The sequence below is a fragment of the Methylocystis bryophila genome (assembly GCF_027925445.1).
GTDB classification, from domain to species: Bacteria; Pseudomonadota; Alphaproteobacteria; order Rhizobiales; family Beijerinckiaceae; genus Methylocystis; species Methylocystis bryophila.
This window is the reverse complement of record NZ_AP027149.1, coordinates 4,205,431-4,229,421: the sequence shown is the minus strand read 5'-3', so window position 1 is coordinate 4,229,421 and position 23,991 is coordinate 4,205,431. Positions and strand designations below refer to the sequence as shown.

Below are 23,991 nucleotides of genomic sequence, written 5' to 3'. Positions count from 1 at the left end.
AAGAGACGAGGTCATGCCCAACTCAGCAGAGCAGAAGACGGGAATCGTTTCCGCGCCCTCTCGCGACCTTGCCGCGCTCCCGGCGCCGGTCGCGGCGATTCGCTTGAAAATTCTCGAAGCCTGCGCGAAGGGCGAGCTTGAGGCGCTGCGCATCCCGATCGACTGGAACGAGACCCGGCCCCTGTTCCAACGCTCTGGCGGCAAGCGTCCGCCAGGCTACGACCCGATCGAAACGCTGCGGGCGCTCTCCTTCGACCGCAAAGGACTCGAGACCTTAAACGTCGCCAAAGCTGCGCTGTCGCAAGCCTATTCGAAGATCGAGCGCGGCCCCGTCACGATCTACGAATGGCCAGCCTTCGCCGCGCCGCCCACGACTCCCGAGGCGGAGCGCGCCTTCTGGAGCTGCGTGCGCTTTTACGACTACGCCCGGCCGATCGCAAACGGAGGGCCGCGGGTCACGAGACTTGGCTTCGGCGCCGACGGCGTGTGGCATTATTTTTGGAGCGAGGGGTGATGAAAAGTCGAAGGTAGGCGGTTCCAACGACAATTTTGTCGGCCGTCGCGACGCCTCCACCTTGACGGATCTTCTTGTCGCGCCATCTGTCGCCCTTGCCCGCTCTCTCGCTGATGTGAGCAGAGAGATCGCGCCAACGAGCGGCCTTGCACATCGCCATAAGCGTCGATGACGTTACTGCTTGTATGAACGAATTGCTCGCAGCGATGGATAGGCGGGCCGGCGGGACCGACATGCTCGCGATCACCAGCGACATCATTGCCTTTGATCGGAAAACACATGGACCATACAATTCTATGACGTTGCTTTCTTTTGCGTCACGCGTTATCGCATTTAAGCACGTGCGCCGCATGTGTTCTGGAAATATAGATCAATCCAGAGTAGCTCCTTGAGGAGTGCGCAGAGATGTCCGACCTGGTCGTCATAGTCTACCCGACAGAAGCCAACGCCGAGGGGATGCGCCAGAAAATACTCGGCCTCCAGAAGGAATATTTGATTGAAGTCAGCGATGCCGTGATCGCCGTCAAGCAGACAGACGGCACGGTAAAGCTCAATCAGCTGTTCAGCACGACAGCGGCGGGCACAGCAACCGGCGGCTTGTGGGGACTGCTGGTCGGATTGATCTTCTTGAACCCGATATTGGGCGTTGCGCTGGGCGCCGCCTCAGGCGCTCTCGCCGGCGCCATGTCGGACTACGGAATCAACGACGACTTTATGAAGCAGCTCTCCGGCTCTCTGCAGCCCGGAAACGCGGCCTTGTTTCTTCTGATCAAGAAATTCACGGCCGATAAGGTCCTCGAAGCCTTGAAGGGCACAGGAGGAACGGTCCTCAAGACGTCTCTCGACGATAGCAAGGAAAAGGCGCTGCGCGAGGCGATCTCCGCCCACGCCTGACGCCGACGTCGCAGAAAAGATCGGACGGCGCCGTCTCGAATTTTCGGGCCGTCGCCGTCCGCAGGCGGAAGACCTCAGAGCTGGCGGCGCCAGCGGCAAGCCCAGTTGTCGCCATCTGAGTCGCTCGACAAACAAAGGGCCGCAACGCCATGACACGCGGCGAAGTCCTGGTGGATCTGGCCTTACAAGGCGGCGGCGCTCATGGAGCGTTCACTTGGGGCGTGCTCGAGCGACTGCTGGAAGAGCCCTGGCTCAAGTTCGACGGCATTTCCGGAACTTCGGCAGGCGCGATGAATGCGGCGATTTTCGCCGATGGTTACGCGCGGGCGGGCGCGCAAGGCGCGCGCGAGTCATTGGAAGCCTTTTGGCGGCGCGTCGCTGAAGCCGGCCGCTTCAGTCCTTTGCAACGAAGTCCCTTGGATATTTTCATGGGCCGGTGGACGCTCGAATCTTCGCCGGCTTTCATCGCCACGGACATGCTGTCGCGCATTTTCTCTCCTTATGATTTTAACCCGCTTGGAAGCAATCCGCTGCGTGACATACTCTTGGAGCTGATTGATTTCGAGCGCCTCGCGAGATCCCCGATAAAGCTCTTCGTGACGGCGACCAGCGTTTCAACGGGCCGAGGACGCGTCTTTGGCAACGCTCACTTGACCGTCGACGCTTTGCTTGCCTCGGCCTGCCTGCCCACGATGTTTCAAGCAATCGAGATCGACGGCGACGCCTATTGGGATGGCGGTTACTCGGGCAACCCCACGATGACGCCCCTCGTGCGAGAGTGCGACTCCAGAGATACGATCCTGGTGCAAATCAACCCGATCGAGCGTCCGGGCGCGCCGCGAGCGGCGGCCGACATTTTGAACCGGCTTAACGAAGTGTCCTTCAATGCGGTGCTCCTCAAGGAGCTCCGCATGATCGCGCTGCTGCGCCAAATCGCAGATCCTGGATGTGGAGAAAGCGAAAAATGGGCGCAGATGCGTATTCATCGCATCTCCAGCAATATGATGACGGAGCTCAACGCCTCCTCCAAGCTCCTCGCGGAGTGGGATTTCCTATGCATGCTGCGTGACGAGGGACGTCGCGCGGCGCAAGGATTCCTAGAGCGACACGGAGAGGACATCGGCGTCAAATCTTCTTTTGATTTGGATAGATTGCTCGACGCGGTATGACGTCTCGCCGGACTCATGTTCAGTTCGAATTTTTGAATTAGGGAATGACCGAGATGCTTCGTTTGCCGAAATATCTCTTGCGCAAGGACAGTGGCGCTGATTTGGAGCGAGCGGCTTGACTCGTATAAGACCCAGCCATAGGCTTCAATGGCCAAAATATTCGGCAGTGGCAAAATATTCTGCGGTGGGAGGAATCAAAAATGACATATGAGATCGTCCCCGAAGAGAGCAAGCCCTCACGTCGTTCGTTCTTAGCGGCGGTTCTTGCCGCAGCGTCCATGGCGGCGCTTGCCGGCCGGCCCTCGGAAGCCGAGGCGCAGGAGCGGCAGTTCACCTCTATGCATCATGAGCCGCGCGTCTCACGTCCGCGCAGGGGCCATCGTCATCGTCGTGTCGCGCGCGTCAGAAAGACGGGACGCGCGCGGCCGCACGAGATGCAGTGAGATTGCGAGGAGCGCGGTCATAGGCTTTTTCGCTTGCTATCCTGGCGGACCGCGCCGCGCGCGGTCTGCCAACTCAGCTCAAGCCGCTCATGCAACGCCATTTTTTGAGATGCCGCCATTGTGGGATCAAAACTTACCAGTGACCAGGCTAAGGAACGTCCGATCAAAGAGCGCCTCACAATGAAAGCAAAAATGACAAGAGAGCGCCAAGCCGGAATACCAATCCGCCTCAAAATATCTGCCGTCTTGGCGATGAGCGGCTTGCTCCTCGCGACATCAGCGGCGAGTGCGGGAGCGCAAGAGAATTATTGCCTCGATTCTCGCTCTGGTGGGTTGGTGCGCGCCGGCGCTACCGTAAAGCAGGGAAGCCAATTGATGAGATGCTGCCGCATGGCGCCCATCAGCGGCGTTCCGAGCAATGCGGCCTTCTTGAAAGAAGAGCAGTTCAAGAAAATTCTGAACCCGCATCGATGCTGGAGCGGGGGACTGCGCACGCGCGACTTCGTATCGGTGAAGATCCCAACGCATCCTCGCAGGGGGCGTCGACTCGGCCGGTGACTCACAATCGGCGGCGGCGCGTCACTCCGTCTCATGACTGACTTTTGTCTCTCGTCCGGCTCGGGAGCCGCACCCGTTCCAAGCATGCGGATGCGAGGAGGGTTCGAGCAGGAACAGGGGCGAGGGGAGCGCGCTCATGCGACTGAAGCTTTTTAGCGGATTGAGGCCGCTCGACCTCCGCGGGAGCGGACGCGACGCTCTGGCGGGCGTCGTCCTCGCGTCGATGAACGTGCCCCAGGTGCTAGGTTACACGAGCATCGCGGCAATGCCGGTGGTCACCGGCCTCTATACCGTCCTGCTGCCTCTCATCGCCTTCGCGATCTTCGGCTCGTCGCGGCATCTTGTCGTGGCGGCGGACTCGGCGACGGCGGCCATTTTTTCCGGCGCGCTCACCCCTATGGCGCCAGCAGGAAGCGAGAAATATGTAGCGCTCGTCGCGATGCTCGCGCTTTTGACGGCAGGCCTTCTCCTCGTCGCGCGAATATTCAAGCTCGGATTCCTCGCAAGTTTTCTTGCGCGCACGGTCTTAACCGGATTCCTGACGGGCGTCGGCTTCCAGGTCGGGATCGCAATGCTCGGCGGGATGCTCGGCATAGACACGCCCTCCCATCGCACGCTGCAGCAAGTCGGGGATCTTTTCGAGAACGGGTGGCAGTTCGACCTCCAAACCTTCGGACTGTCGCTTCTCGTGGTCAGCGCCATACTGCTTGGGCATCGGTTCGCCCCGCGTTTTCCCGTCGCGCTCGTCGCCGTTCTCGGGGCGATCGCGGTCAGCGCCAAACTTCACTTTGAGGCGCGCGGGATCGCCGTCATCGGCGAGGTGCCGGGCGGCTTGCCGTCGATTAAATGGCCGGAGGCGTCGCTCCAGGAGATCATCGCGCTGTTGCCGACCGCCGCGTCATGCTTTGTGATGATCATCGCGCAGAGCGCGGCGACCTCAAAAGTTTACGCGATCCGCTATCGCGAGACTCTCGATGAAGACGCGGATGTGCTCGGACTCTCTGTAGCCAACGCCGCCGCCGCCATCAGCGGCGCCTTCGTCGTGAACGGCAGCCCGACCCAAACGGCGATGGCCGACAGCTCCGGCGCGCGCAGCCAAGTGGCGCAATTGGTTTTCGCCGGCCTCGTCTTGGCGGTTCTTCTGTTTTTTACCGGGCCTCTACAATATCTTCCGCGCTGCGTGCTCGCGAGCATCGTCTTCACGATCGCGGTCGGCATGGTGGACGTCAAAGGCCTTCGTTCAATCCTGCGCGAGAGCAAAGGCGAATTCTACCTCGCCGTCTTCACCGCGGCGGCGGTCGTGTTCATCGGAGTCGAGGACGGGATTTTGATGGCGATCGTGCTCTCGCTCATTCGCCATGTGAAGCACAGCTACAAGCCCCATACGCAGATGCTGGCGCCGGATCAAACCGGCCGCTGGGCGCCGACGCCGGCGGTCCCCGGCTCGCAGACGGCGCCCGGACTGATCGTCTACCGGTTCGGCGCCGATCTCTTCTACGCGAATGAAGAGCGCTTCGTGAACGAGGTCAGAGCGCTCGTCGAGCGCGCGCCGTCAAAGGTGCAGTGGTTCATCGTCGACGCCGAGGCCATCACGGACCTTGATTACTCCGCCGGCCAGTCGATTCGCAGCTTGCTCGAGGATCTGCGCCATCAAGGCACGCAGGTGTGGTTCGCGCGCGTCAGTTCTTATCTGCGGTCAGATATGGACCGGCATGGCGTCGCGGCGATCCTCGGGGAAGCAGGGATATTCGAGAGGCTGCATGAGGCGATCGCCGCGACGGGCGAGGGCAGGAAAGAAAGCGTAGAGGAGATGTGAAGACCAAACCCTTCGCGATCGCGACAGAGGGTCATGCGCGCGATGACGCGATTGTTTTCGCGACCGAGCGTTGCTAAAGGCGTGAAAGTGGAGCGAAAGGCGTCCATGTTTAACGCTCTCGCGCAGCAGGGAAGGTAGGCGGCCTTGTCAAAGCTTCTTGAGCCCGTTCAATTCGGCGATTTTTCTCTCCCAAACCGCATCATTATGGCGCCCTTGACGCGTTGCCGCGCGAGCGCCGGCCGCGTCCCGAATGAGCTGATGCGCGAGTATTACGTGCAGCGCGCCTCGGCCGGGCTCATCCTCTCGGAAGCGACTTCAGTCACGCCAATGGGCGTCGGATATCCTGACACGCCGGGCATCTGGTCGAAGGAGCAGGTCGAGGGATGGGCAGAGATCACCAAAGCGGTGCATGCGGCCGGCGGTCGCATTCTGTTGCAGCTTTGGCATGTCGGACGCGTCTCGCATCCCATTTATCTGGACGGCGCTCTGCCCGTCGCTCCCAGCGCGCTTGCTGTGGAAGGTCACGTCAGCCTGCTGCTACCCAAGCAGCCTTATCCAGTTCCTCGCGCTTTGGCGATCGAGGAGATTCCTGGCGTCGTGGAAGCCTATCGGCAGGGAGCAAAAAACGCCCAGGCCGCCGGTTTCGACGGCGTCGAGATTCACGGCGCGAACGGCTATCTCCTGGACCAGTTCCTTCAAGACGGCTCGAACAAGCGCGCGGACTCTTATGGCGGCGGAATTGAAAATCGTGCGCGGTTGCTGCTCGAGGTGACGGACGCCGTCATCGGCGTCTGGGGCGCGGGCCGCGTCGGCGTGCATCTCGCGCCGCGCGGCGACGCGCACTCGATGAGCGACTCGAATCCCGCTGCGACCTTCGGTTACGTCGCGCAGGCGCTCGGGGAGCGCAAAATCGCCTTCCTCTGCGTTCGCGAGCACTCGGGACCCGATGCGCTCGGCCCGCGGCTGAAGCAGCAATTTGCGGGCGCCTATGTCGTCAATGAAGGCTTCACGCCACAGATGGCGCGGGCGGCGATCGAAGAGGGCGAGGCTGACGCCGCAGCCTTTGGCAAGACCTTTATCGCTAACCCTGACTTGGTGGAGCGGATTCGCCGGGGCGCGCCGCTGAATGAGCCCGATCCTGAGACCTTCTACGCCGAGGGAGCCCGTGGCTACACGGATTATCCGGCGCTTCCCGCGTGACGGCCTGTTCTTTGCCGGGGCGGGCCTCTGGCAACTCGCAGGGCCGGGCCGCGCGCCGGCGCTGGGACATTGCCCCTGCCGGCCAAAATCATGCTACCATCAGGCCTCCGTGGAACGGACGGCGGCTCTCCGGACTGAGAAGATGACCGACATTCTGCACAAAATCGAAACCTACAAGCGCACCGAAATTTCTGAAGCCAAGGTGCGCATGCCGCGTTCGACGCTCGAGCGCAAGATCCAGGACCATGATCCGCCGCGCGGCTTTGTCCATGCGATCGAGCAAAAGCACAACGAGCGCCGCATCGCGCTGATCGGCGAAATCAAGAAGGCAAGCCCGTCGAAGGGGGTCATTCGCGCCGATTTCGACCCGCCAAATCTCGCCAAGGCCTTTCAGGCCGGCGGCGCAGCCTGCCTTTCGGTCCTTACGGACGGCCCCTCATTTCAGGGAAGCCTCGACTATCTCGAGCTTGCCCGCAAGGCGACGCATTTGCCCGCGCTGCGCAAGGATTTCATGTTCGATCCTTACCAAGTCTATGAGGCGCGAGCCTTCGGCGCCGACTGCATTCTGATCATCATGGCGGCGGTCAGCGACTCGGAGGCGAAAGCGCTGAACACTGCCGCTCATGATCTAAGCATGGATGTGCTCGTCGAGGTGCATGACGAACGTGAGCTTGAACGCGCCTTGGCGCTCGAGACGCGCCTCATCGGCATTAATAACCGCAATCTCCATGATTTCAGGATCGCGCTCGAAACCAGCGAGAGGCTCGCCGAGCTTGCGCCCAAGGACAAGATTCTCGTGGCGGAAAGCGGGATCGAGACCCATGAAGACTGCCTGCGCCTGGAAAGATCGCATATCTTCACCTTCCTGGTCGGCGAGAGCTTGATGCGCAGGCCCAATGTCGAGGCGGCGACGCGCGAGCTGCTGCATGGCGCGCCAACGAAGCTGCGCGCATAGAGGCGGCCGCTTGCAAGAGCGCGGCGGCGAGGATCTGCGATTGAGCGAGCTGACCCATATCTCTCCTTCCGGAGAAGCGCATATGGTCGACGTGTCGGAAAAACCCGACAATGCGCGGTCGGCTATTGCAGAGGCGACCATCGTCATGGCGCCGCAGACGCTTCGGCTCGCGCTGTCTGGCGACGCGAAGAAGGGCGATGTCCTGGCCGTCGCGCGCATCGCAGGAATCATGGCGGCGAAAAAAACGCATGAGCTGATCCCGCTCTGCCATCCCCTTGCGCTCTCAAAATGCTCCGTCGAGATCGAGCCGGATGAAACGCTTCCGGGATTCCGCGTGACGGCGCAGGCGAGTCTCGTCGGTAAGACGGGCGTCGAGATGGAGGCCTTGACCGCCGCCGCCGTCGCCTGCTTGACGATTTATGACATGCTGAAGGCCGCCGATCGCGGAATGCGGATCGAGCGCGTCGCGCTCGTCGAGAAGCGCGGCGGCCGAAGTGGAGTTTGGCGGCAGGATGGGCAAAGCGATGGCGGGTGAGAAGGCGTTGCTCAGCGTCGACGCGGCGCTCGTGAAGATATTGGCGAGCGTAAGTGCGCCCGTTGGAAGCGAAGACCTGCCGCTTGCTGATGCGCTCGGGCGCACGCTTGCGGCCGACGTCGTCGCAAGGCGAACGCAGCCCCCTGTCGACGTCTCGGCGATGGACGGCTACGCCGTGCGCGCCGCGGAGCTGGCTGCGCCCGGGGCGCGCCTCAAGCTCGTGGGCGAGAGCGCCGCCGGCAAGGGATTTGACGCGGCGCTTCACGCCAATGAATGCGTGCGAATCTTCACGGGCGCGCCGGTTCCGACGGGCGCCGACGCAATCCTGTTGCAGGAAGACGCCGTCGTCGAGGACGGGTGGCTTGCCGCTAAGGCGCCGCCGGGGCCACATATCCGGACGAAGGGCCTCGACTTCATCGAGGGAGAGACGGCCCTCTCAGCCGGGACACGGTTCGGGCCCGTCGAATTGGCGCTGGCTGCGTCAACAAATACAGCGACGGTGCGCGTCCGGCGCAGGCCGCGTGTCGCGATCATCGCGAGCGGCGATGAGCTCGCGCCGCCGGGCTCCGAGCTTGGCCCGGCGCAGATCGTCAGCACGAATAATTTCACGACCGCCGCGCTCGTCACGGAAGCGGGCGGCGCGCCGATTGATCTTGGCATATTTCGAGACGACTTGGCGGATCTCCAGCGCGCCTTGGGCCTCGCGCGACAAGCCAAGGCCGATGTGATCCTCACGCTCGGCGGCGCTTCCGTCGGAGAGCGTGATCTCCTGCGTCCGGCGCTCGAGAAAGAGGGCATGACGCTCGACTTCTGGCGCATCGCCATGCGCCCCGGAAAGCCTCTGATCTTCGGGAGCCTCGGCGACGCGCTGGTGCTGGGCCTGCCCGGCAATCCCGTTGCCGCCTTCGTCTGCGGCCTGTTATTTTTGAAACCGCTGCTGCGCGCGATGCAGGGAGATCCGGACGCAGACGCCGATCGAACGGAGATCGTGTTGCTCGGCTCGAAGCTGCCGGCCAACAAGGCCCGCCGCGACTATCTGCGCGCGCGGCTCAACTGGAACGCCGAGGGGCAGATCGTCGCGACGCCTCAGCCTTTGCAAGACTCCTCCCTCCTGACGGAGCTTGTCCGCTCTCAGGCGCTCATCGTGCGAGAAATCGGCGAAGCCGCCGCGGAGGCAGGCGAGCCCTGCCGGATATTGAGGCTTCGGGAGCTGTAGGCGAGAGGCCGGACGCAACCGGCGTTGCTACCCGCCTGTCATCGGCGGAAAGAACGCAACCTCCCGGGCTTGGCCGATCGGGGAGTCGAGCCGCGCATGGGTCTGATCGAGCGCTACGCGCACCTTCGCCGCGTCAGCAAGGGCCAGCGCATAGCCCTCGCCGCGGCCGCAAAGCCAGGCGATGAGCTCCCCGACGGTCGAAACTTCGCTCGGGGGCGCGACCTCTTCTTCGGCTAGGCCGATGCGCTCGCGCACGGAGGCGAAATAGCGGGCCTTCACGCGTCCTCCTCCTCGCCCATATGCGGCCAGCCGGCGAGCGCGTAGTCCACGGCCGTATAAAGCGTCAAGGCCGCGGCGACCCATAGCAACGCGTCGCCGATCCTGACGGTGCCCGGCAGAACGGTCTCTCCCGCTGGCCCGGCGATGAAGAATCCGAGCGCGAGCATCTGCGCCGTCGTCTTCCATTTGGCGACGGCGCTCACTGGCAGCGGGACCTTCACATCGGCGAGATACTCGCGCAGTCCCGAAACCAGGAGCTCGCGGCAAAGAATGATGATCGCCGCCCAAAGGGTCCAGCCGACGAGCGTGCCATTGGCGGTGACGGCGAGCAGGGTCGTTGCGACCAAGAGCTTGTCCGCGATGGGGTCGAGCATCCGGCCGAGCGGGGATTGCTGCTTCCAGATGCGGGCGAGATAGCCGTCGAGGAAATCCGTTAAGCAGGCGACCGTGTAGACGCCGAGCGCCGCCCAATGCTCCCAAGCCGCGCTCGGCTTTTGCAACAGGAACGCCACCACCGGCACGGCGAGGAGCCGTCCGTAGGTGAGGAGATTGGGCAGGGCGAGCGCGTGGCGTAGGCGCCGCCGCCGCGGCAATGCCGTGTGAGTCATCTTGCTCGAGATGGAATAGGCGGCCCGTAGCTTTGTCAATAGCGTGGGGTCGAAGGATGACAGACTTTTCCGCTTCGGCCGTGAGGACTATTTCCGCGCGGCCGCCTTTTTCGCCGGCGCCTTCTTGGCTGGCGCCTTCTTCGCCGGCCCTTTCCTTGCCGTCGCCTGCACCGGCGTTCCGCCCTCGAACGGCGGCTCGTCGCTCTGCTCGATTTTCTTCGCCTTGGCCGCGCCGGCCTCCTTGGCGGGCGTCTTCTTCGCTGGGGCCTTCTTCGTCGTGGCCTTCTTGGCCGGCGCCTTGCCGCCGCCGCTCGCGGCCTTGTCGGCGATAAGGCGGATCGCCTCGTCGAGCGAGACCTCCTCGGGGCTCATGCTCTTCGGGATGTTCGCGTAGACCTTGCCCCAGGCCACATAGGGGCCGAAGCGCCCCTCCCGCAGGGTGATCGGACCGCCATCAGGATGATCGCCGAGCGCCTTGCCCCCCGAGCCGCCGCCCCCGGCCGCCTTCGCGGCGAGGAGGGCTACGGCGTCATTCAGCGTCAGCCCAGCCGGGTCGGTTCCCTTCGGGATTGTCGCATTGATCTTGCCCCAATTCACATAAGGCCCGAAGCGGCCCGATTTCACGGTCACCGCGCCGCCGTCTGGGTGCTCGCCGAGAGCCCTTCCGGGATCGGACGCGCGCCCGAAGCGCGATCCGCCGCCCCCCGACTCCTTCTCGACGATGAGATCGATGGCGCGGTTGGCGCCGATGGTCAGCACGTCATCGTCACGGCCCAGATTGGCGTAGGTCTTGCCGTGCTGCACATAAGGCCCGAAGCGTCCAATTCCGGCGACGATCGGCTCCCCTGAGGTCGGATGCTTCGCCACCGCGCGCGGGAGCGACAAAAGCGCGATCGCCTGCGCCAAGGTCAACTCGTCGGGCTTCAAGGTCTTCGGCACCGAGGCGCGCTTCGGCTTTTCGTCGTCGCTGCCCTCGCCCTCCTGCACATAGGCGCCGAAGCGGCCGTCACGCAGCGTGATCTCGGCGCCGCTCTCGGGATCTTGTCCCAGGATCTTCACGCCCGGCCGGGCGCCTTCGGCAGACTCGCCCGTGGGGGGAGACAGCGTGCGCGTGAAACGGCACTCGGGATAGTTCGAGCAGCCGATAAAAGCCCCGAACTTGCCGAGCTTCAGCGACAGGCGGCCCTCGCTACAGGCCGGGCAGGCGCGCGGGTCGGAGCCGTCGCCTTTCCCCGGAAAAACATGCGGGCCTAAAAGCTCGTTGAGACTGTCCAGCACCTGCGAGGTGCGCAGCTCCTTCGTGCCGTCGACGGCCGCTGAGAAATCACGCCAGAAGTCGCGTAGCAGCGATTTCCAGTCGATCTCGTTGTTCGAGACGAGATCGAGCTTCTCCTCGAGATCGGCGGTGAAGTCATATTCGACATAGCGCGTGAAGAAGCTTTCCAGGAAGGCCACCACGAGTCGGCCCTTGTCTTCGGGGACGAGGCGCTTCTTATCGAGCCGCACATAGTCGCGCTCGCGCAAAACGGCGAGCGTCGAGGCGTAGGTCGAGGGACGGCCGATGCCGAGTTCTTCCATGCGCTTGACCAAGGTCGCCTCGGTAAAGCGCGGCGGCGGCTCGGTGAAATGCTGCGTCGCTTCAATCTTTTCGCGCGTGACCGGCTCGCCCGGCGCCATGGCGGGAAGACGGCCGCCGTCTTCGTCTTCGTCGTCGTCGCGCCCTTCCTGATAAAGCTCCAAAAATCCCGAGAAGCGAACGACCTGGCCCGTCGCCCGGAGGTCCAGGCTGCGACCGCCGGCTTTCCCGTCGATTTCGACGGTCGTGCGCTCGAGCTCCGCTGACTCCATCTGGCTTGCGATCGCGCGCGTCCAGATCAGCTCGTAAAGCTTGGCCTGCTCGGGCTCCAGGAACTTCACTATGTCCTTAGGCAGCCGCGCCGCGTCGGTCGGACGGATCGCTTCGTGCGCCTCCTGCGCGTTCTTCGCCTTGGCGGTGTATTTGCGCGGAGCCTGCGGCACAAAGCGTTCACCGAATTGCTTGGCGATCACCTTGCGCAGGGAAGTTACGGCCTCGGGCGCGAGATCGACGCCGTCCGTTCGCATATAGGTGATGAGGCCCGTCGTCTCTCCGCCGATGTCGACGCCCTCATAGAGCCTTTGCGCGATGCGCATGGTCGAGGCCGGGGCGAGGCCGAGCTTGCGCGAGGCCTCCTGCTGCAGCGTCGAGGTTGTGAAGGGCGCATAGGGGTGGCGTTTGACAGGCTTCGCTTCGACCGAGCGCACCGAGAAGACGGCTTGATCCAGAGCCTTTTTGAAGGCCTCGGCCTCCTCGCCCGCCCCGATGTCCAGGCGCGCGATCTTCTTGCCGTCGGCGCCGACAAGGCGCGCGAGGAAGGGCTCGCAGGCCTGTGTTTTCAAATGCGCGACGAGGGACCAATATTCGCGCGCCACGAATTTCTCGATCTCGAGCTCGCGGTCGCAAACAAGGCGAAGCGCCACGGATTGCACGCGGCCGGCGGAGCGCGCGCCGGGCAGCTTGCGCCACAGCACCGGCGAGAGCGTGAAGCCGACGAGATAGTCTAGCGCGCGGCGGGCGAGATAGGCGTCGACGAGCGCCTGGTCGATTTGACGCGGATGCGCCATCGCCTCGAGGATTGCGTCCTTGGTGACGGCGTTGAAGACGACCCGCTCGATCTGCTTGTCCTTGAGCGCGCGCTTTTTGCTCAGAATGTCCAGCAGATGCCAGGAAATCGCCTCGCCCTCGCGATCGGGGTCGGTCGCGAGGATGACTTTCTTGGCGTTTTTGACTTCTTCGGCGATGGCGGAGACGCGCTTGGCGCCCTTTGGGTCCATCTCCCAGACCATCGCAAAATCGTCTTCCGGGTCGACCGAGCCGTCCTTGGGAGGCAGGTCCCGCACATGCCCGTAGCAAGGAATCACGCTGAAATCGCTGCCGAGATATTTGTTGATCGTCTTGGCCTTGGCGGCCGATTCGACGATGACGACGTTCATGCGTTCCTGCCTTCAAACACGCCGCTGTAGCGCTTTCCGCCGATATAGGGGCCGGCTTTGCGCAGAGTAAGCGTCAAAACCAGGTTCAGCCTGCGGCCCGCTCGGGAGCGGGGCGGGCGGCAACGGGCCGGGAACATGGGCAAGCGGGGGGGCGCTGTCAAATCCGCGACTGGAGGGCTAGACCTTGGACCTCGAGAACCGTGACGTTTCGATCTCGCTCAGTCGGCTCATTCCACAGCGCCGTCCGAGAGCCCAATGAACGCCTCTCCGATCCCTTCTGGGTGTTTTTCCTTCAGCGGCGCTCAAAATTGGCGACGTCGAGGGGAACGCTCCAAGCTTTGGATTTAGCGCGATTCCCGACCGCTCGAATGGTTCCGTTCGAGCGGTGAGGAATCGCGCCCGCGTAGGATGCCCACGCTTCTCCAGCGGATCGCCGTTATGCGGTCTTGACGGCGGCCGGCGCTGCTCACCACATGTCCAACGCGATCCGCGCCTCGTCAGACATGCGGCTCTGATCCCAGGGCGGGGTGAACACCATATTGACCTTCGTATCGGAGACGCCGGGGACGGCGTTGACCGCGTTGCGCACCCATATGGGCATTTCTCCCGCGACAGGGCATCCTGGCGCGGTCAGCGTCATGTCGATTTCGACACAGCCGTTGTCGCCGATGTCCACCTTGTAGATCAGGCCGAGCTCATAGATGTCGGCAGGGATTTCCGGATCGTAGACGGTCTTCAGCGCCTTGACGATATCTCCCGAGAGACGCTCCAAATCTTCCCCCCTGCGGGCGCCCGTCGTTTCTACTTGCGGGGCGTTGCTTGCAGCCGTGGGTTTCTCCATCGTGTCGACTTTTTCCACCTTCGCCTCCCTACGAGAAAAGCCCGCGGGTGCGGACGAGGACTTCAGCGAGGCGATCGATTTCGCCTCGGGTGTTATAAAGCGCGAAGGACGCGCGGCAACTGGAGGTCTGGCCGAACTGGGCGAGGAGCGGCATGGCGCAATGGGTGCCGGCGCGCACGGCGACGCCGGAGCGGTCGATCACCGTGGCGACGTCATGCGCATGGGCGTTGTCGAGATTGAAGGCGACGATGGGCCCCTTGTCGGGCGCGCGCCCGTAGATGTGAATCCCCTCGAGGCTCGAGAGCACCGCATGCGCATAATGCGTCAGATCCGCCTCATGGGCGCGAATGGCGGCGCGTCCGACGCTCTCCATATAGTCGAGCGCCGCGCCGAGCCCCACCGCCTGCGCGATCGGCGGCGTTCCGGCCTCGAAGCGCTGCGGCGGCGTGTTATAGGTGACGCTCTCGCGCGTGACGGTCTCGATCATCTCGCCGCCGCCGCAGAAGGGCGGCAGGCTCTCGAGCCATTTCCGCTTGCCGTAGAGCGCGCCAATGCCCGTTGGGCCATAGAGCTTGTGGCCGGTGACGACGTAAAAATCCACGTCCAGCGCCCGCACGTCCACATCGAGATGCACGGCGCCTTGCGACCCGTCGACGAGAACCGGAACCCCATGCGCATGCGCGATGCGCGTGACCTCGGCGATCGGCGTCGGCCAGGCCACCACATTCGACATATGCGTCAGCGCCACGATCTTCGTGCGCGCCGTGAAGAGCTTCTCAAAGTCTTCCAGCGCGAAGCGCCCGTCCGCGTCCACCTCGATCCATTTCAGCACCGCGCCTTTGCGCTCGCGCAGATAATGCCAGGGCACGATGTTGGAGTGATGCTCCATCACCGACAGAATGATCTCGTCGCCCTCGCCGACATGCGCCAGGCCATAGGACGCGGCGACCAGATTGATGGCCTCCGTCGCCCCTCGCGTGAAAATGATCTCGTCGGTCGACTCCGCATTGAGGAAGCGCCGCACGCTCTCGCGCGCGCCCTCATAGGCCTCCGTCGACGCATTGGCGAGATAGTGCAGGCCGCGATGCACATTGGCGTATTCATGCTCGTAAAAGCGCGTCAGCCGATCGATCACCTGACGCGGCTTTTGCGCCGAGGCGGCGTTGTCCAGATAGATGAGCGGCTTGCCGTAAGGCTCTTCCGCAAGGATCGGAAAATCCTTGCGCAGGGCCGCAATGTCGAAGAGCGGCGCGCCCGCGACCGCGCCCAGGGGCATGTTCATGGCGCGCTCCCGCTTGCTTCCGCCGGAATCCGGCGCGGGGCGAGCCAGGCCGACACGCGCGCCGCCAGCGCCTCGCGCAGCGGCTCCGGCTCCAATTGAGCGAAGGCCTCATTGGCGAAGCCTTCGATGAGCAGCGCCTCGGCCTGCGCCTTGGGGATGCCGCGCGCCGTCAGATAGAAGAGCTGATCGGCGTCGAGACGCCCGCAGGTCGCGCCATGGCCGCAGGCCACGTCGTCGGCGAAAATCTCGAGCTCCGGCTTGTTGTTCATCGTCGCCGTGTCCGAAAGCAGCAGCGCCTTCGACTGCATCGAACCGTCCGTCTTCTGCGCCTCGCGCGCCACGCTGATCTTGCCCTGGAACACGCCCGTCGCCGTGTCGTCGACGATCGAGCGGAACGCCTCTCGGCTCTCGCCTTGCGGCGCCAGATGCTCGACCACGAGCGTCGTGTCGGAAAAGCTCGCGCCGCGCAGCAGCGAGGCCCCGTTGAAGCGCACCCGCGCCTTCGCGCCTGTGAGCTTGGCGAAGATCTGCCGGCGCAACAAGCCGCCGCCCTCGATGAGGCTGAAGGAGTCGAGCGAAGCGTCTTCCGCGAGCGTCGCGACAAGGCTCATGACGCTGGCCGCGCCGTCCGCGCGCGCCTCGCTGATGAGACAATGCTCGACCTTCGCGCCCGCGCCGAGCGCCAAAATCAGAAGGTCGTTCTCGAAGCCGCCCGTCTCCGCGCCGGCCGCCGCATGCTCGACGATCGAAACCCGCGCGCCCGCCCCGACCACGATGAGCGAGCGCGTCACCGAAAGCCCCGCGCCCGAGAAGCGGCGCAATAGCGAGAGCGGCGCCGTGATCTCGGCCCCCGGCGGGATGATGAGCGCCACGCCATCCGTCATGAGCGCGCCATTGAGCGCGATGGCGGGATCCTCGATGCGGGGCGCCAGCGCCGCAAGCGCGTCTTCGTCGAGTCGCTGCAGGGCTTCGCTGAGCGAGAGCCGCGTCACGCCCGCGGGCGGCGTCTCGGTCTCGACGAGGCCCGCCGTCGCTGTGGGCGAAAAGTCGCGCAGCGCGCCGCGCAGATCCGTGTAGTGCCAGCTCTCGAGGCGCCGATTGGGCAAGCCGTCGCGCAGGAAGGCGAGCCAGCTGCGTTCGCGCAGATCCGGCGCGCCCGCGGTCTTCTTCTGCTCGAACAAGGAGGCGAAGGCGGCTTCGGTCGCGGAAAGGGCTGGGTTCGCCATGGTCACGCCGCCTCGCCGATGTAATCCTTATAGCCGCTCTCCTCCAATTCGAGAGCGAGCTGCGGACCGCCGCTGCGCTGGATGCGGCCCTTCGCCATCACATGCACCGTGTCCGGTTTGATGTAATCGAGCAGGCGCTGATAATGGGTGATGACGAGGAAGCTGCGCTTCTTGTCGCGCAACGCGTTGACGCCTTCCGACACGACGCGCAAGGCGTCAATGTCGAGGCCGGAGTCGGTTTCGTCCAATATGCCGAGCGAGGGCTCGAGCAGCGCCATCTGCAGAATGTCCATGCGCTTCTTCTCGCCGCCCGAGAAGCCGCTGTTCAAGGGACGGCGCAGCATTTCCTTGCCCACGCCAAGCTTGGCGGCGGCGTCATTGACGCGCTTCATGAGATCGGGGGTCTGCAGCTCCTCCTCGCCGCGGGCGCGTCGCTGCGCGTTGAGCGCGGCCTTCAGGAAGGTCATCGTCGCGACGCCCGGGATCTCGACCGGATATTGAAAGGCCAGAAAAACCCCCTTGGCCGCGCGCTCCCAAGGCGCAAGCTCGAGCAGGCTCAAGCCGTCGAGCCGGATCTCGCCTTGCGTGACCTCATAGCCCTCGCGTCCGGAGATGACATAAGACAGCGTGGACTTGCCCGTGCCGTTCGGACCCATGATGGCGGCCACCTCGCCGTCATGCACCGTGAGGTCCAATCCGTCCAAAATCTTGCGCTCGCCGATCGAGACGTGGAGGTTTTTGATTTCCAGCATGTCAAATCCCAGTTTGGCCTTACGGTGCAGGCGAGAGCCTCACCCAACGCTTCCTTCGAGCGAGATCGAGATGAGCTTTTGCGCCTCGACCGCGAACTCCATCGGCAGCTGCTGCAGCACGTCGCGCACAAAGCCGTTGACGATCAGCGCCGTCGCTTCTTCCGCCGACAGCCCGCGCTGCATGGCGTAAAAAAGCTGATCCTCGCTGATCTTCGAGGTCGTCGCCTCATGCTCGATTTGCGCGCTGGGGTTCTTGCTTTCGATATAGGGAACGGTGTGCGCGCCGCAGAGGTCGCCGATCAAGAGGCTGTCGCAATTGGTGAAGTTGCGCGCGCCTTCGGCCTTGCGATGCGCCGAGATCTGCCCGCGATAGGTGTTCTGCGAGCGCCCCGCCGATATGCCCTTGGAGATGACCCGGCTCTTGGTGTTCTTCCCCAGGTGGATCATCTTCGTGCCGCTGTCGACCTGCTGGCGCCCGTTCGACACCGCGATCGAGTAGAACTCGCCCTGCGAGCCATCGCCGCGCAGCACGCAGGACGGATATTTCCAGGTGATCGCCGAGCCGGTCTCCACCTGCGTCCAGCTGATATGCGAGTTCTTGCCGCGGCAATCGCCGCGCTTCGTCACGAAATTATAGATGCCGCCCTTGCCCTCGCTGTCGCCGGGATACCAGTTCTGCACCGTCGAATATTTGATCTCGGCGTCGTCGAGCGCGACGAGCTCGACGACCGCCGCATGCAGCTGGTTCTCGTCGCGCTTGGGCGCCGTGCAGCCTTCGAGATAGCTCACATAGGAGCCTTCGTCCGCGACGATCAGCGTGCGCTCGAACTGACCGGTGTTCTTCTCATTGATGCGGAAATAGGTCGACAGCTCCATCGGGCAGCGCACGCCCTTCGGCACATAGACGAAGGAGCCGTCCGAATAGACGGCGGAGTTGAGCGTCGCGAAGAAATTGTCGGTGACCGGCACAACCGAGCCGAGATATTTGCGCACGAGCTCGGGATGCTCGCGCACCGCCTCCGAGATCGGGCAGAAGATCACCCCCGCCTTCGCCAGCTCCTCCTTGAAGGTCGTCGCCACCGATACGCTGTCGAAGACCGCGTCGACCGCGACCTTGCGCGTCTCGACGCCCGCGAGAATCTCCTGCTCGCGCAAGGGAATCCCGAGCTTCTCATAAGTGCGCAGCAGCTCGGGATCGACCTCCTCGAGCGTCGCCGGACCCGGCGACGACTTCGGCGCCGAGTAATAATAGAGATCCTGGTAGTCGATCGGCGGATGCTCGACGCGCGCCCAGCGCGGCTCATCCATCGTCAGCCAGCGGCGATAGGCCGCAAGACGCCACTCCGTCAGCCACTCCGGCTCGTTCTTCTTCGCCGAAATAAACCGGACGATCTCTTCCGACAGCCCTTTCGGCGCCTTCTCCGACTCAATATCGGTGACGAAGCCGTATTTATAGGCGTCGACGTCTATCGACTCGACGACGTCCACGGTCTCCTTCAGAGCCGCCATCTTTTTCGTCTCCTCGTCACAACGGGTTCAAGGCCCGTCGGCCGATGGCGCACAGCCCTGCTTAGGCCGCCGTCCTTCGCGATCGAATTCGCGCGACGACCCTTGCAAGAGCGATGCCGAACAATTCTACATCCTTTGCGCCGGTGCGCCAACCCAGGCTCACCCTCACGCTTGCCGCGTCGCGCATGCCCATGGCGGCGAGCACCGTCGAAGCCGAGGTCTTGCCTGAGGAGCAGGCCGCTCCTGGTGAGACAGCGACGCCTTCGAGATCGAGCGCCATGGCGAGCGTGCGGGCTTCGAAGCCCTCGGCGACCCACGCCGTCGTGTTCGGCAGCCTTTCGGCGCCTTTGCCTAGAATTCGCGCTTGAGGCAGCGTTCCGAGAATCCGACGTTCGACCTCGTCGCGCAGCGCGCCCAGGCGATCCACCTCCTGCGCGAGCCCGTCGCTGGCCTCATCCAGCGCGGCGAGGAGCCCGGCGACAGCGGCGAGGTTCTCGGTCCCCGCGCGCCGCCCGCTCTCCTGCCCGCCGCCTCGCAGGAGCACATCGCTTATATGGATATCCTCCCGGCCGAAGGCCAGAACGCCGGCTCCGGCGGGACCGCCGATCTTGTGGGAAGAAAAGAACAGGAGGTCGGCATGCGTCGTCTCCAACGTCGTCTCTCGGCGGCCCATCGCCTGGGAGGCGTCGCAGACGAGCAGGCCTCCCGCCGCATGAACGAGGTCGGCGGCCTCCCGGACGGGCTGCAGGACTCCCGTCTCGTGGTTCGCCGCCTGCAGCGCGACCATAACCCGCTTGCCGGAAAGTTCTCGCAGCGCATCGGTGAGCCTTTCGAGCGAGAGCGCGCCCTCCGCCTCGAGCGGCAAAACGCTGATCGATTCAGCCGGAAAGCGCGAGCCATTGAGCACGCAAGGGTGCTCGCCGCCGGCGATGAGCAGCGCTTCGCAGGGCCTCGTCGCCCCTTTAGCGTAGACCTCCGGCGTCAGCGCAAGATTGGCGGCTTCCGTGGCGCCGCTTGTAAACACGACGTTTTCGGCTGCTGCGCCGATCCCGGCGGCAAGGCTCGAACGCGCCTCCTCCAGCATCAGCCGCGCCGCGCGGCCTTCGGCGTGAATCGATGAAGGATTGCCAACCGTCTCCATCGCCGCCCATGCGGCGGCGCGCGCCGCCGGCCGCAGGGGCGCGGTGGCGTTGTAATCCAGATAGGCGCGCGTTTCGGCCATGCTGTGTCGACTCCCGGCTTGCTCCAGGCTGGGCTCGCGCCCGAGACTGAGCGCCAGAGCCTGCAGACTCGGGTTTTGTCCTGTATTAAGGGAAAAGTGGCGCGCGCCGAAAATTAAAACGAGTCCATCGACCCGGTCGATCGGTCGTTCAGGGCGAACCCCTCCAAAAGGGGCGTCATCCATCCGATATGTGGTAGAAAGCCGGATGGCTATGCTGAGATCCCGCCAGACGCCCAGGAGAAAAGACATGAATCTAGCCGCGCCCGCGGTCATCGCTTTGAGCGACGCCGCCGTCGACCGGGTCCGCAGCCTCACCGCCAAGGCGCAGAGCCCCGAGGCCGGCTTGCGGATCAGCGTCGAGAAGGGCGGATGCGCGGGCATGAGCTACAAGATGGAGCTCGCCCAGCCGGAGCCCGGCGACGAGATCGTGGAGCAGGCCGGGGCTCGCGTCATCGTCGACGCCAAGGCCGTGCTTTATCTCTTGGGCGCGCGGATGGACGTGAAGACGGATCGTTTTTCATCGTCATTCGTCTTTGAAAATCCCAATCAGACGGCGAGTTGCGGCTGCGGCGAAAGCGTCTCCCTCACACCCGCCGCAGCCCCTTTGGCGTAACAGCGGCGAGAAGGACAGGGAGGAGGACACGCGATTTTCCGAGGCGGGCGCTTGCGTCTGCGCGTCCAGAGTCGGGCAGGCCATCGCAGGATCGAAGCCTTTCCGCGCTGGGCGTAGGCGCAAAAAATTCGGGGTTTCGAGCTCATTGACCTCGCGGAGCCCGGCGACGCAAAAGCGATATCGATGGCGGTATCCGGTCTCGCTTTTGACGCCCGTGATCTACCCCGCGTTTATCCATAGCGAGGCGCCAGCGCGGCAAGGGCTATGGCTAAGTTTTCGGAGAAAGCGACGGGGCCTCGCAAGTCACTGTTTCACAAGCGCCTCCTGGAAAGCGGCACACTAGCGCCACAGGTTCGAATCGCCTATAAAAACATGAACTTTCCAGCAAAATAGGAACGGGTGCCGCACTTGGCAGACGACACGCACGCCCCGGACGAATCAGGCTTTCCAACCTCCGATATCCGCCCCGTCTCGATCGCCGACGAGATGAAGCGATCCTATCTCGATTACGCGATGAGCGTGATCGTGAGCCGCGCATTGCCCGATGTGCGCGACGGCCTGAAGCCCGTTCATCGACGTATTCTTTTTTCGATGAATGAAAATGGCAACATGCCGGATCGGCCGCATGTGAAGTCTGCGCGCATCATTGGCGATGTGATGGGTAAGTACCATCCACACGGCAATCTCGCGATCTATGATGCGCTCGTGCGCATGGCGCAAGATTTCTCGATGCGCGCGCCCCTCATCGACGGGCAGGGCAATTTCGGCTCCATCGACGACGACCCGCCCGCCGCCGAGCGTTACACCGAGGCTCGTCTCGCCAAGATTTCCTTGGCGCTCCTCGAGGACCTCGATCAGGGCGCCGTCGACTTCAAGGACAATTACGACGGCAAGGAGCGTGAGCCCACTGTCGTCCCGGCGCGCTTCCCCAATCTTCTGGTCAATGGCGCCGGCGGCATCGCCGTTGGCATGGCGACGAATATTCCGCCGCATAACCTCGGGGAAGTGATCGATGCGGCGATTGCGTTGATCGAAAAGCCCGACATGACTGTCGCCGAGCTCATGGAGATCGTGCCGGGCCCGGATCTGCCGACGGCCGGCGTGATTCTCGGGCGGGGAGGCATTCGCAATGCTTACTCAACCGGCCGCGGCTCCATCATCATGCGGGCCAGGACAGAGATCGAAACCCTGCGTAAGGATCGCGAAGCGATCATCGTTACCGAAATTCCTTATCAGGTGAACAAGGCCGCGCTCGTCGAGCGCATCGCCGAGCTCGTTCGAGAGAAGAAGATCGAGGGAATTTCGGACCTGCGCGACGAGTCGAGCCGGGACGGGATGCGCATCGTCATCGAGCTGCGCCGCGAGGCGGTCGCCGACGTGGTGCTCAACCAGCTCTGGCGCTTCACGGCGATGCAGACGAATTTCCCCGTCAACATGATCGCCTTGAATGGCGGCAAACCGGAGCTTCTAACCCTTCGCGACGTCCTGCTCGCCTTCGTCGATTTTCGCGAGACGGTGGTCACGCGGCGCACCAAGTTTCGCTTGGGCAAAGCGCGCGACAGCGCGCATCTGCAGGTGGGCCTGGCGATCGCCGTCGCCAATATCGATGAGGTCATCCGCCTCATCCGCACCTCTCCGGACGCTGCGGCGGCGCGAGAGGCTCTGATGGCGAGAGATTGGCCCGCCAAGGACATGGCGCCGCTCGTGGCGCTGATCGCCGATCCGCGCCACGCCTTGGCCTCCGACGGCACCTGTCGCCTGTCCGAAGCCCAGGCGCGCGGCATTTTGGACTTGCGCTTGCAGCGTCTCACAGCGCTCGGTCGCGACGAGATTTCCGCCGCGCTCGAGAAGCTCGCCGCCGAGATCGCCGAATATCTGGAAATCCTCAGCTCGCGCCAGAAGCTCTTCGGCATCATCAAGGATGAGATGCTTCATGTGAAGGCGCTGCACGCGACGCCGCGCCGCACCCAGATCGTCGAAGCGGGCGGGGAGGTGGAGGACGAGGATCTCATCGCGCGCGAGGACATGGTGGTCACTGTCTCGCACGCGGGCTACATCAAGCGCGTCCCGCTTTCGACCTATCGCGCGCAACGCCGCGGCGGCAAGGGCCGCGCCGGCATGCAGACGAAGGAAGAGGATTTCGTCTGTCGCCTCTTCGTCGCGAGCACGCACACGCCCGTGCTGTTCTTCTCGAGCCTTGGGCGCGCTTACAAGGAGAAGGTCTGGCGTCTGCCGCTTGCGGCGCCTCAGGCGCGCGGCAAGGCGCTCGTCAATCTCCTGCCGCTCGGGCCGGAAGAGCGCATCACGACGATCATGCCGCTACCGGAGGATGAATCGAGCTGGGCGCGACTCGATGCGATTTTCGCCACGACCGGCGGTTCGGTCCGACGCAACAAGCTCTCCGATTTCTCCGACATCCGCCGCAATGGCGTCATCGCGATGAAGCTCGAGGAGGGCGAGCATATCGTCGACGTCGCCACCGCCGACGAGACGAACGACGTGTTGCTGACCACGCGCGACGGCCAGTGCATTCGCTTTCCCGTGACCGACGTGCGCGTCTTCCAAGGACGCACCTCCATGGGCGTCCGGGGCGTGAACCTCGCCGAGGGGGATCGTGTGATCTCCCTGTCGATCTTGAAACATTTCGAGGCGAATGGCGATGAGCGCGCCGCTTATCTCAAGCGTGCGGTGGCGCTGCGTCGCGCCCAGAGCGCCGAAAGCGTCGAGGAGCCGGAACTCGAAGAGGCTGCCGCGATCGACCTTTCCGACCGTCGATTCGATGAAATGCGCGCGGCGGAACAGTTTATATTGACCGTCTCTCAAAACGGCTTCGGCAAACGGACGTCTTCATACGAGTACCGCATTACCGGTCGCGGGGGAAAAGGTATTGTCGCGATGGCCGTCAATGAACGCAACGGACGCCTCGTCGCCTCATTTCCCGTGGCTCAGGACGATGAAATCATGCTCGTGACGGACGGCGGACAATTGATCCGTTGCCCGATCGACGGAATCCGCATTGCCGGTCGCGGAACTCAGGGGGTGATCGTATTCAACACGGCAGAAGATGAGCGTGTCGTGTCGGTCGAACACATCGAGGACGTCGGCGAGCAGACATAGAATATCCGTTCTCGCTCTTGGGTTTTGGCGATAAGTTGTTCTTGCGCTGAAGCGAGCAGGAACAGGAGGCCTTTCCGTTATTGTTGAACGGGGATGAAGAGCGCCCGGCTTATAGGCGGCGCTGCGGGAAGCTTGCTGGCTCGGAAGCCGAGGCGCGCGCCAAAATTTGGAGGAAGCGTCGAATTGTGACGCGCCCTTGAACCCTCTGCGCCTCCTTTTGGGACGGCCAG

General features: G+C 63.6%; 20 protein-coding genes. 11 read left to right on the top strand and 9 right to left on the bottom strand.

Annotation, left to right across the window (positions count from 1 at the left end; all coding sequences use genetic code 11):
• The first annotated feature begins 13 nt into the window (after nt 1–13).
• The 9 genes from QMG80_RS19540 (at nt 14) to QMG80_RS19500 (ending at nt 9,300) form a co-directional block, all read left to right on the top strand.
• Nucleotides 14–514, top strand: coding sequence for a hypothetical protein (locus QMG80_RS19540; RefSeq protein WP_085773535.1), 501 nt, complete (start codon nt 14–16; stop codon nt 512–514).
• Nucleotides 515–919: 405 nt separating this feature from the next.
• On the top strand, nt 920–1,408 hold the full coding sequence (locus QMG80_RS19535; protein ID WP_085770686.1) for a DUF1269 domain-containing protein: 489 nt from the start codon (nt 920–922) through the stop codon (nt 1,406–1,408).
• Between the two features lie 149 nt (nt 1,409–1,557).
• On the top strand, nt 1,558–2,577 hold the full coding sequence (locus tag QMG80_RS19530) for a patatin-like phospholipase family protein (RefSeq protein ID WP_085770685.1): 1,020 nt from the start codon (nt 1,558–1,560) through the stop codon (nt 2,575–2,577).
• Between the two features lie 200 nt (nt 2,578–2,777).
• Complete coding sequence (locus QMG80_RS19525; RefSeq protein ID WP_085770684.1) at nt 2,778–3,020, top strand: twin-arginine translocation signal domain-containing protein; 243 nt, start codon at nt 2,778–2,780, stop codon at nt 3,018–3,020.
• Nucleotides 3,021–3,714: 694 nt separating this feature from the next.
• Nucleotides 3,715–5,394: a SulP family inorganic anion transporter gene (locus QMG80_RS19520; RefSeq protein WP_085770683.1), complete on the top strand. Its 1,680-nt coding sequence runs from the start codon at nt 3,715–3,717 to the stop codon at nt 5,392–5,394.
• 144 nt (nt 5,395–5,538) lie between these two features.
• Nucleotides 5,539–6,594 (top strand): alkene reductase, encoded by a 1,056-nt coding sequence (locus tag QMG80_RS19515; protein WP_085770682.1) that lies wholly within the window; start codon nt 5,539–5,541, stop codon nt 6,592–6,594.
• A 142-nt stretch (nt 6,595–6,736) separates the two neighbouring features.
• Nucleotides 6,737–7,549 (top strand): indole-3-glycerol phosphate synthase TrpC, encoded by an 813-nt coding sequence (trpC, locus tag QMG80_RS19510; RefSeq protein ID WP_085770681.1) that lies wholly within the window; start codon nt 6,737–6,739, stop codon nt 7,547–7,549.
• Between the two features lie 40 nt (nt 7,550–7,589).
• Nucleotides 7,590–8,084 carry a cyclic pyranopterin monophosphate synthase MoaC gene (moaC, locus tag QMG80_RS19505; protein WP_085773534.1) on the top strand — a complete coding sequence of 165 codons (495 nt, stop codon included), beginning with the start codon at nt 7,590–7,592 and terminating at the stop codon, nt 8,082–8,084.
• Nucleotides 8,062–9,300 carry a molybdopterin molybdotransferase MoeA gene (locus QMG80_RS19500; protein WP_281926150.1) on the top strand — a complete coding sequence of 413 codons (1,239 nt, stop codon included), beginning with the start codon at nt 8,062–8,064 and terminating at the stop codon, nt 9,298–9,300. Before moaC ends, QMG80_RS19500 begins: the two co-directional genes overlap by 23 nt.
• 27 nt (nt 9,301–9,327) lie before the next feature.
• Here QMG80_RS19500 and moaD read toward each other — a convergent pair whose 3' ends face one another.
• The 9 genes from moaD to QMG80_RS19455 form a co-directional block, all read right to left on the bottom strand.
• Entirely contained in the window at nt 9,328–9,579 is a 252-nt protein-coding gene (gene moaD, locus QMG80_RS19495) for a molybdopterin converting factor subunit 1 (protein WP_085770680.1), read from the bottom strand.
• Nucleotides 9,576–10,187, bottom strand: a complete 612-nt coding sequence (gene pgsA / locus QMG80_RS19490; protein ID WP_085773532.1) for a CDP-diacylglycerol--glycerol-3-phosphate 3-phosphatidyltransferase — start codon at nt 10,185–10,187, stop codon at nt 9,576–9,578. Before pgsA ends, moaD begins: the two co-directional genes overlap by 4 nt.
• An 87-nt stretch (nt 10,188–10,274) precedes the next feature.
• Nucleotides 10,275–13,199, bottom strand: coding sequence for a type I DNA topoisomerase (topA, locus tag QMG80_RS19485; RefSeq protein WP_085770679.1), 2,925 nt, complete (start codon nt 13,197–13,199; stop codon nt 10,275–10,277).
• Nucleotides 13,200–13,665: 466 nt separating this feature from the next.
• Nucleotides 13,666–14,040 carry an SUF system Fe-S cluster assembly protein gene (locus QMG80_RS19480; RefSeq protein ID WP_085770678.1) on the bottom strand — a complete coding sequence of 125 codons (375 nt, stop codon included), beginning with the start codon at nt 14,038–14,040 and terminating at the stop codon, nt 13,666–13,668.
• A gap of 28 nt (nt 14,041–14,068) precedes the next feature.
• Nucleotides 14,069–15,322 carry a cysteine desulfurase gene (locus QMG80_RS19475; RefSeq protein ID WP_085770677.1) on the bottom strand — a complete coding sequence of 418 codons (1,254 nt, stop codon included), beginning with the start codon at nt 15,320–15,322 and terminating at the stop codon, nt 14,069–14,071.
• Nucleotides 15,319–16,548, bottom strand: a complete 1,230-nt coding sequence (sufD, locus tag QMG80_RS19470; RefSeq protein ID WP_085770676.1) for a Fe-S cluster assembly protein SufD — start codon at nt 16,546–16,548, stop codon at nt 15,319–15,321. Before sufD ends, QMG80_RS19475 begins: the two co-directional genes overlap by 4 nt.
• A 2-nt stretch (nt 16,549–16,550) precedes the next feature.
• Entirely contained in the window at nt 16,551–17,300 is a 750-nt protein-coding gene (sufC, locus tag QMG80_RS19465) for a Fe-S cluster assembly ATPase SufC (protein WP_085770675.1), read from the bottom strand.
• A 39-nt stretch (nt 17,301–17,339) separates the two neighbouring features.
• A complete protein-coding gene (gene sufB, locus QMG80_RS19460) occupies nt 17,340–18,809 on the bottom strand; it encodes a Fe-S cluster assembly protein SufB (protein WP_085770674.1) in 1,470 nt (489 codons plus the stop codon).
• Between the two features lie 61 nt (nt 18,810–18,870).
• Nucleotides 18,871–20,031 carry a cysteine desulfurase family protein gene (locus QMG80_RS19455; protein WP_085770673.1) on the bottom strand — a complete coding sequence of 387 codons (1,161 nt, stop codon included), beginning with the start codon at nt 20,029–20,031 and terminating at the stop codon, nt 18,871–18,873.
• Nucleotides 20,032–20,278: 247 nt separating this feature from the next.
• On the opposite strand from QMG80_RS19455, the gene QMG80_RS19450 reads away from it, so the two are divergent.
• Nucleotides 20,279–20,644 carry a HesB/IscA family protein gene (locus QMG80_RS19450; protein WP_085770672.1) on the top strand — a complete coding sequence of 122 codons (366 nt, stop codon included), beginning with the start codon at nt 20,279–20,281 and terminating at the stop codon, nt 20,642–20,644.
• A 408-nt stretch (nt 20,645–21,052) separates the two neighbouring features.
• Nucleotides 21,053–23,761 carry a DNA gyrase subunit A gene (gene gyrA / locus QMG80_RS19445; RefSeq protein ID WP_085770671.1) on the top strand — a complete coding sequence of 903 codons (2,709 nt, stop codon included), beginning with the start codon at nt 21,053–21,055 and terminating at the stop codon, nt 23,759–23,761.
• The last annotated feature ends 230 nt before the right edge of the window (nt 23,762–23,991 follow it).

Coding starts and splice junctions, on each gene's coding strand:
- QMG80_RS19540 (WP_085773535.1), top strand. CDS start 14: ATGCCCAACTCAGCAGAGCAGAAGACGGGAATCGTTTCCGCGCCCTCT.
- QMG80_RS19535 (WP_085770686.1), top strand. CDS start 920: ATGTCCGACCTGGTCGTCATAGTCTACCCGACAGAAGCCAACGCCGAG.
- QMG80_RS19530 (WP_085770685.1), top strand. CDS start 1,558: ATGACACGCGGCGAAGTCCTGGTGGATCTGGCCTTACAAGGCGGCGGC.
- QMG80_RS19525 (WP_085770684.1), top strand. CDS start 2,778: ATGACATATGAGATCGTCCCCGAAGAGAGCAAGCCCTCACGTCGTTCG.
- QMG80_RS19520 (WP_085770683.1), top strand. CDS start 3,715: ATGCGACTGAAGCTTTTTAGCGGATTGAGGCCGCTCGACCTCCGCGGG.
- trpC (WP_085770681.1), top strand. CDS start 6,737: ATGACCGACATTCTGCACAAAATCGAAACCTACAAGCGCACCGAAATT.
- QMG80_RS19500 (WP_281926150.1), top strand. CDS start 8,062: ATGGGCAAAGCGATGGCGGGTGAGAAGGCGTTGCTCAGCGTCGACGCG.
- pgsA (WP_085773532.1), bottom strand. CDS start 10,187: ATGACTCACACGGCATTGCCGCGGCGGCGGCGCCTACGCCACGCGCTC.
- topA (WP_085770679.1), bottom strand. CDS start 13,199: ATGAACGTCGTCATCGTCGAATCGGCCGCCAAGGCCAAGACGATCAAC.
- QMG80_RS19480 (WP_085770678.1), bottom strand. CDS start 14,040: ATGGAGAAACCCACGGCTGCAAGCAACGCCCCGCAAGTAGAAACGACG.
- QMG80_RS19475 (WP_085770677.1), bottom strand. CDS start 15,322: ATGAACATGCCCCTGGGCGCGGTCGCGGGCGCGCCGCTCTTCGACATT.
- sufD (WP_085770676.1), bottom strand. CDS start 16,548: ATGGCGAACCCAGCCCTTTCCGCGACCGAAGCCGCCTTCGCCTCCTTG.
- sufC (WP_085770675.1), bottom strand. CDS start 17,300: ATGCTGGAAATCAAAAACCTCCACGTCTCGATCGGCGAGCGCAAGATT.
- sufB (WP_085770674.1), bottom strand. CDS start 18,809: ATGGCGGCTCTGAAGGAGACCGTGGACGTCGTCGAGTCGATAGACGTC.
- QMG80_RS19455 (WP_085770673.1), bottom strand. CDS start 20,031: ATGGCCGAAACGCGCGCCTATCTGGATTACAACGCCACCGCGCCCCTG.
- QMG80_RS19450 (WP_085770672.1), top strand. CDS start 20,279: ATGAATCTAGCCGCGCCCGCGGTCATCGCTTTGAGCGACGCCGCCGTC.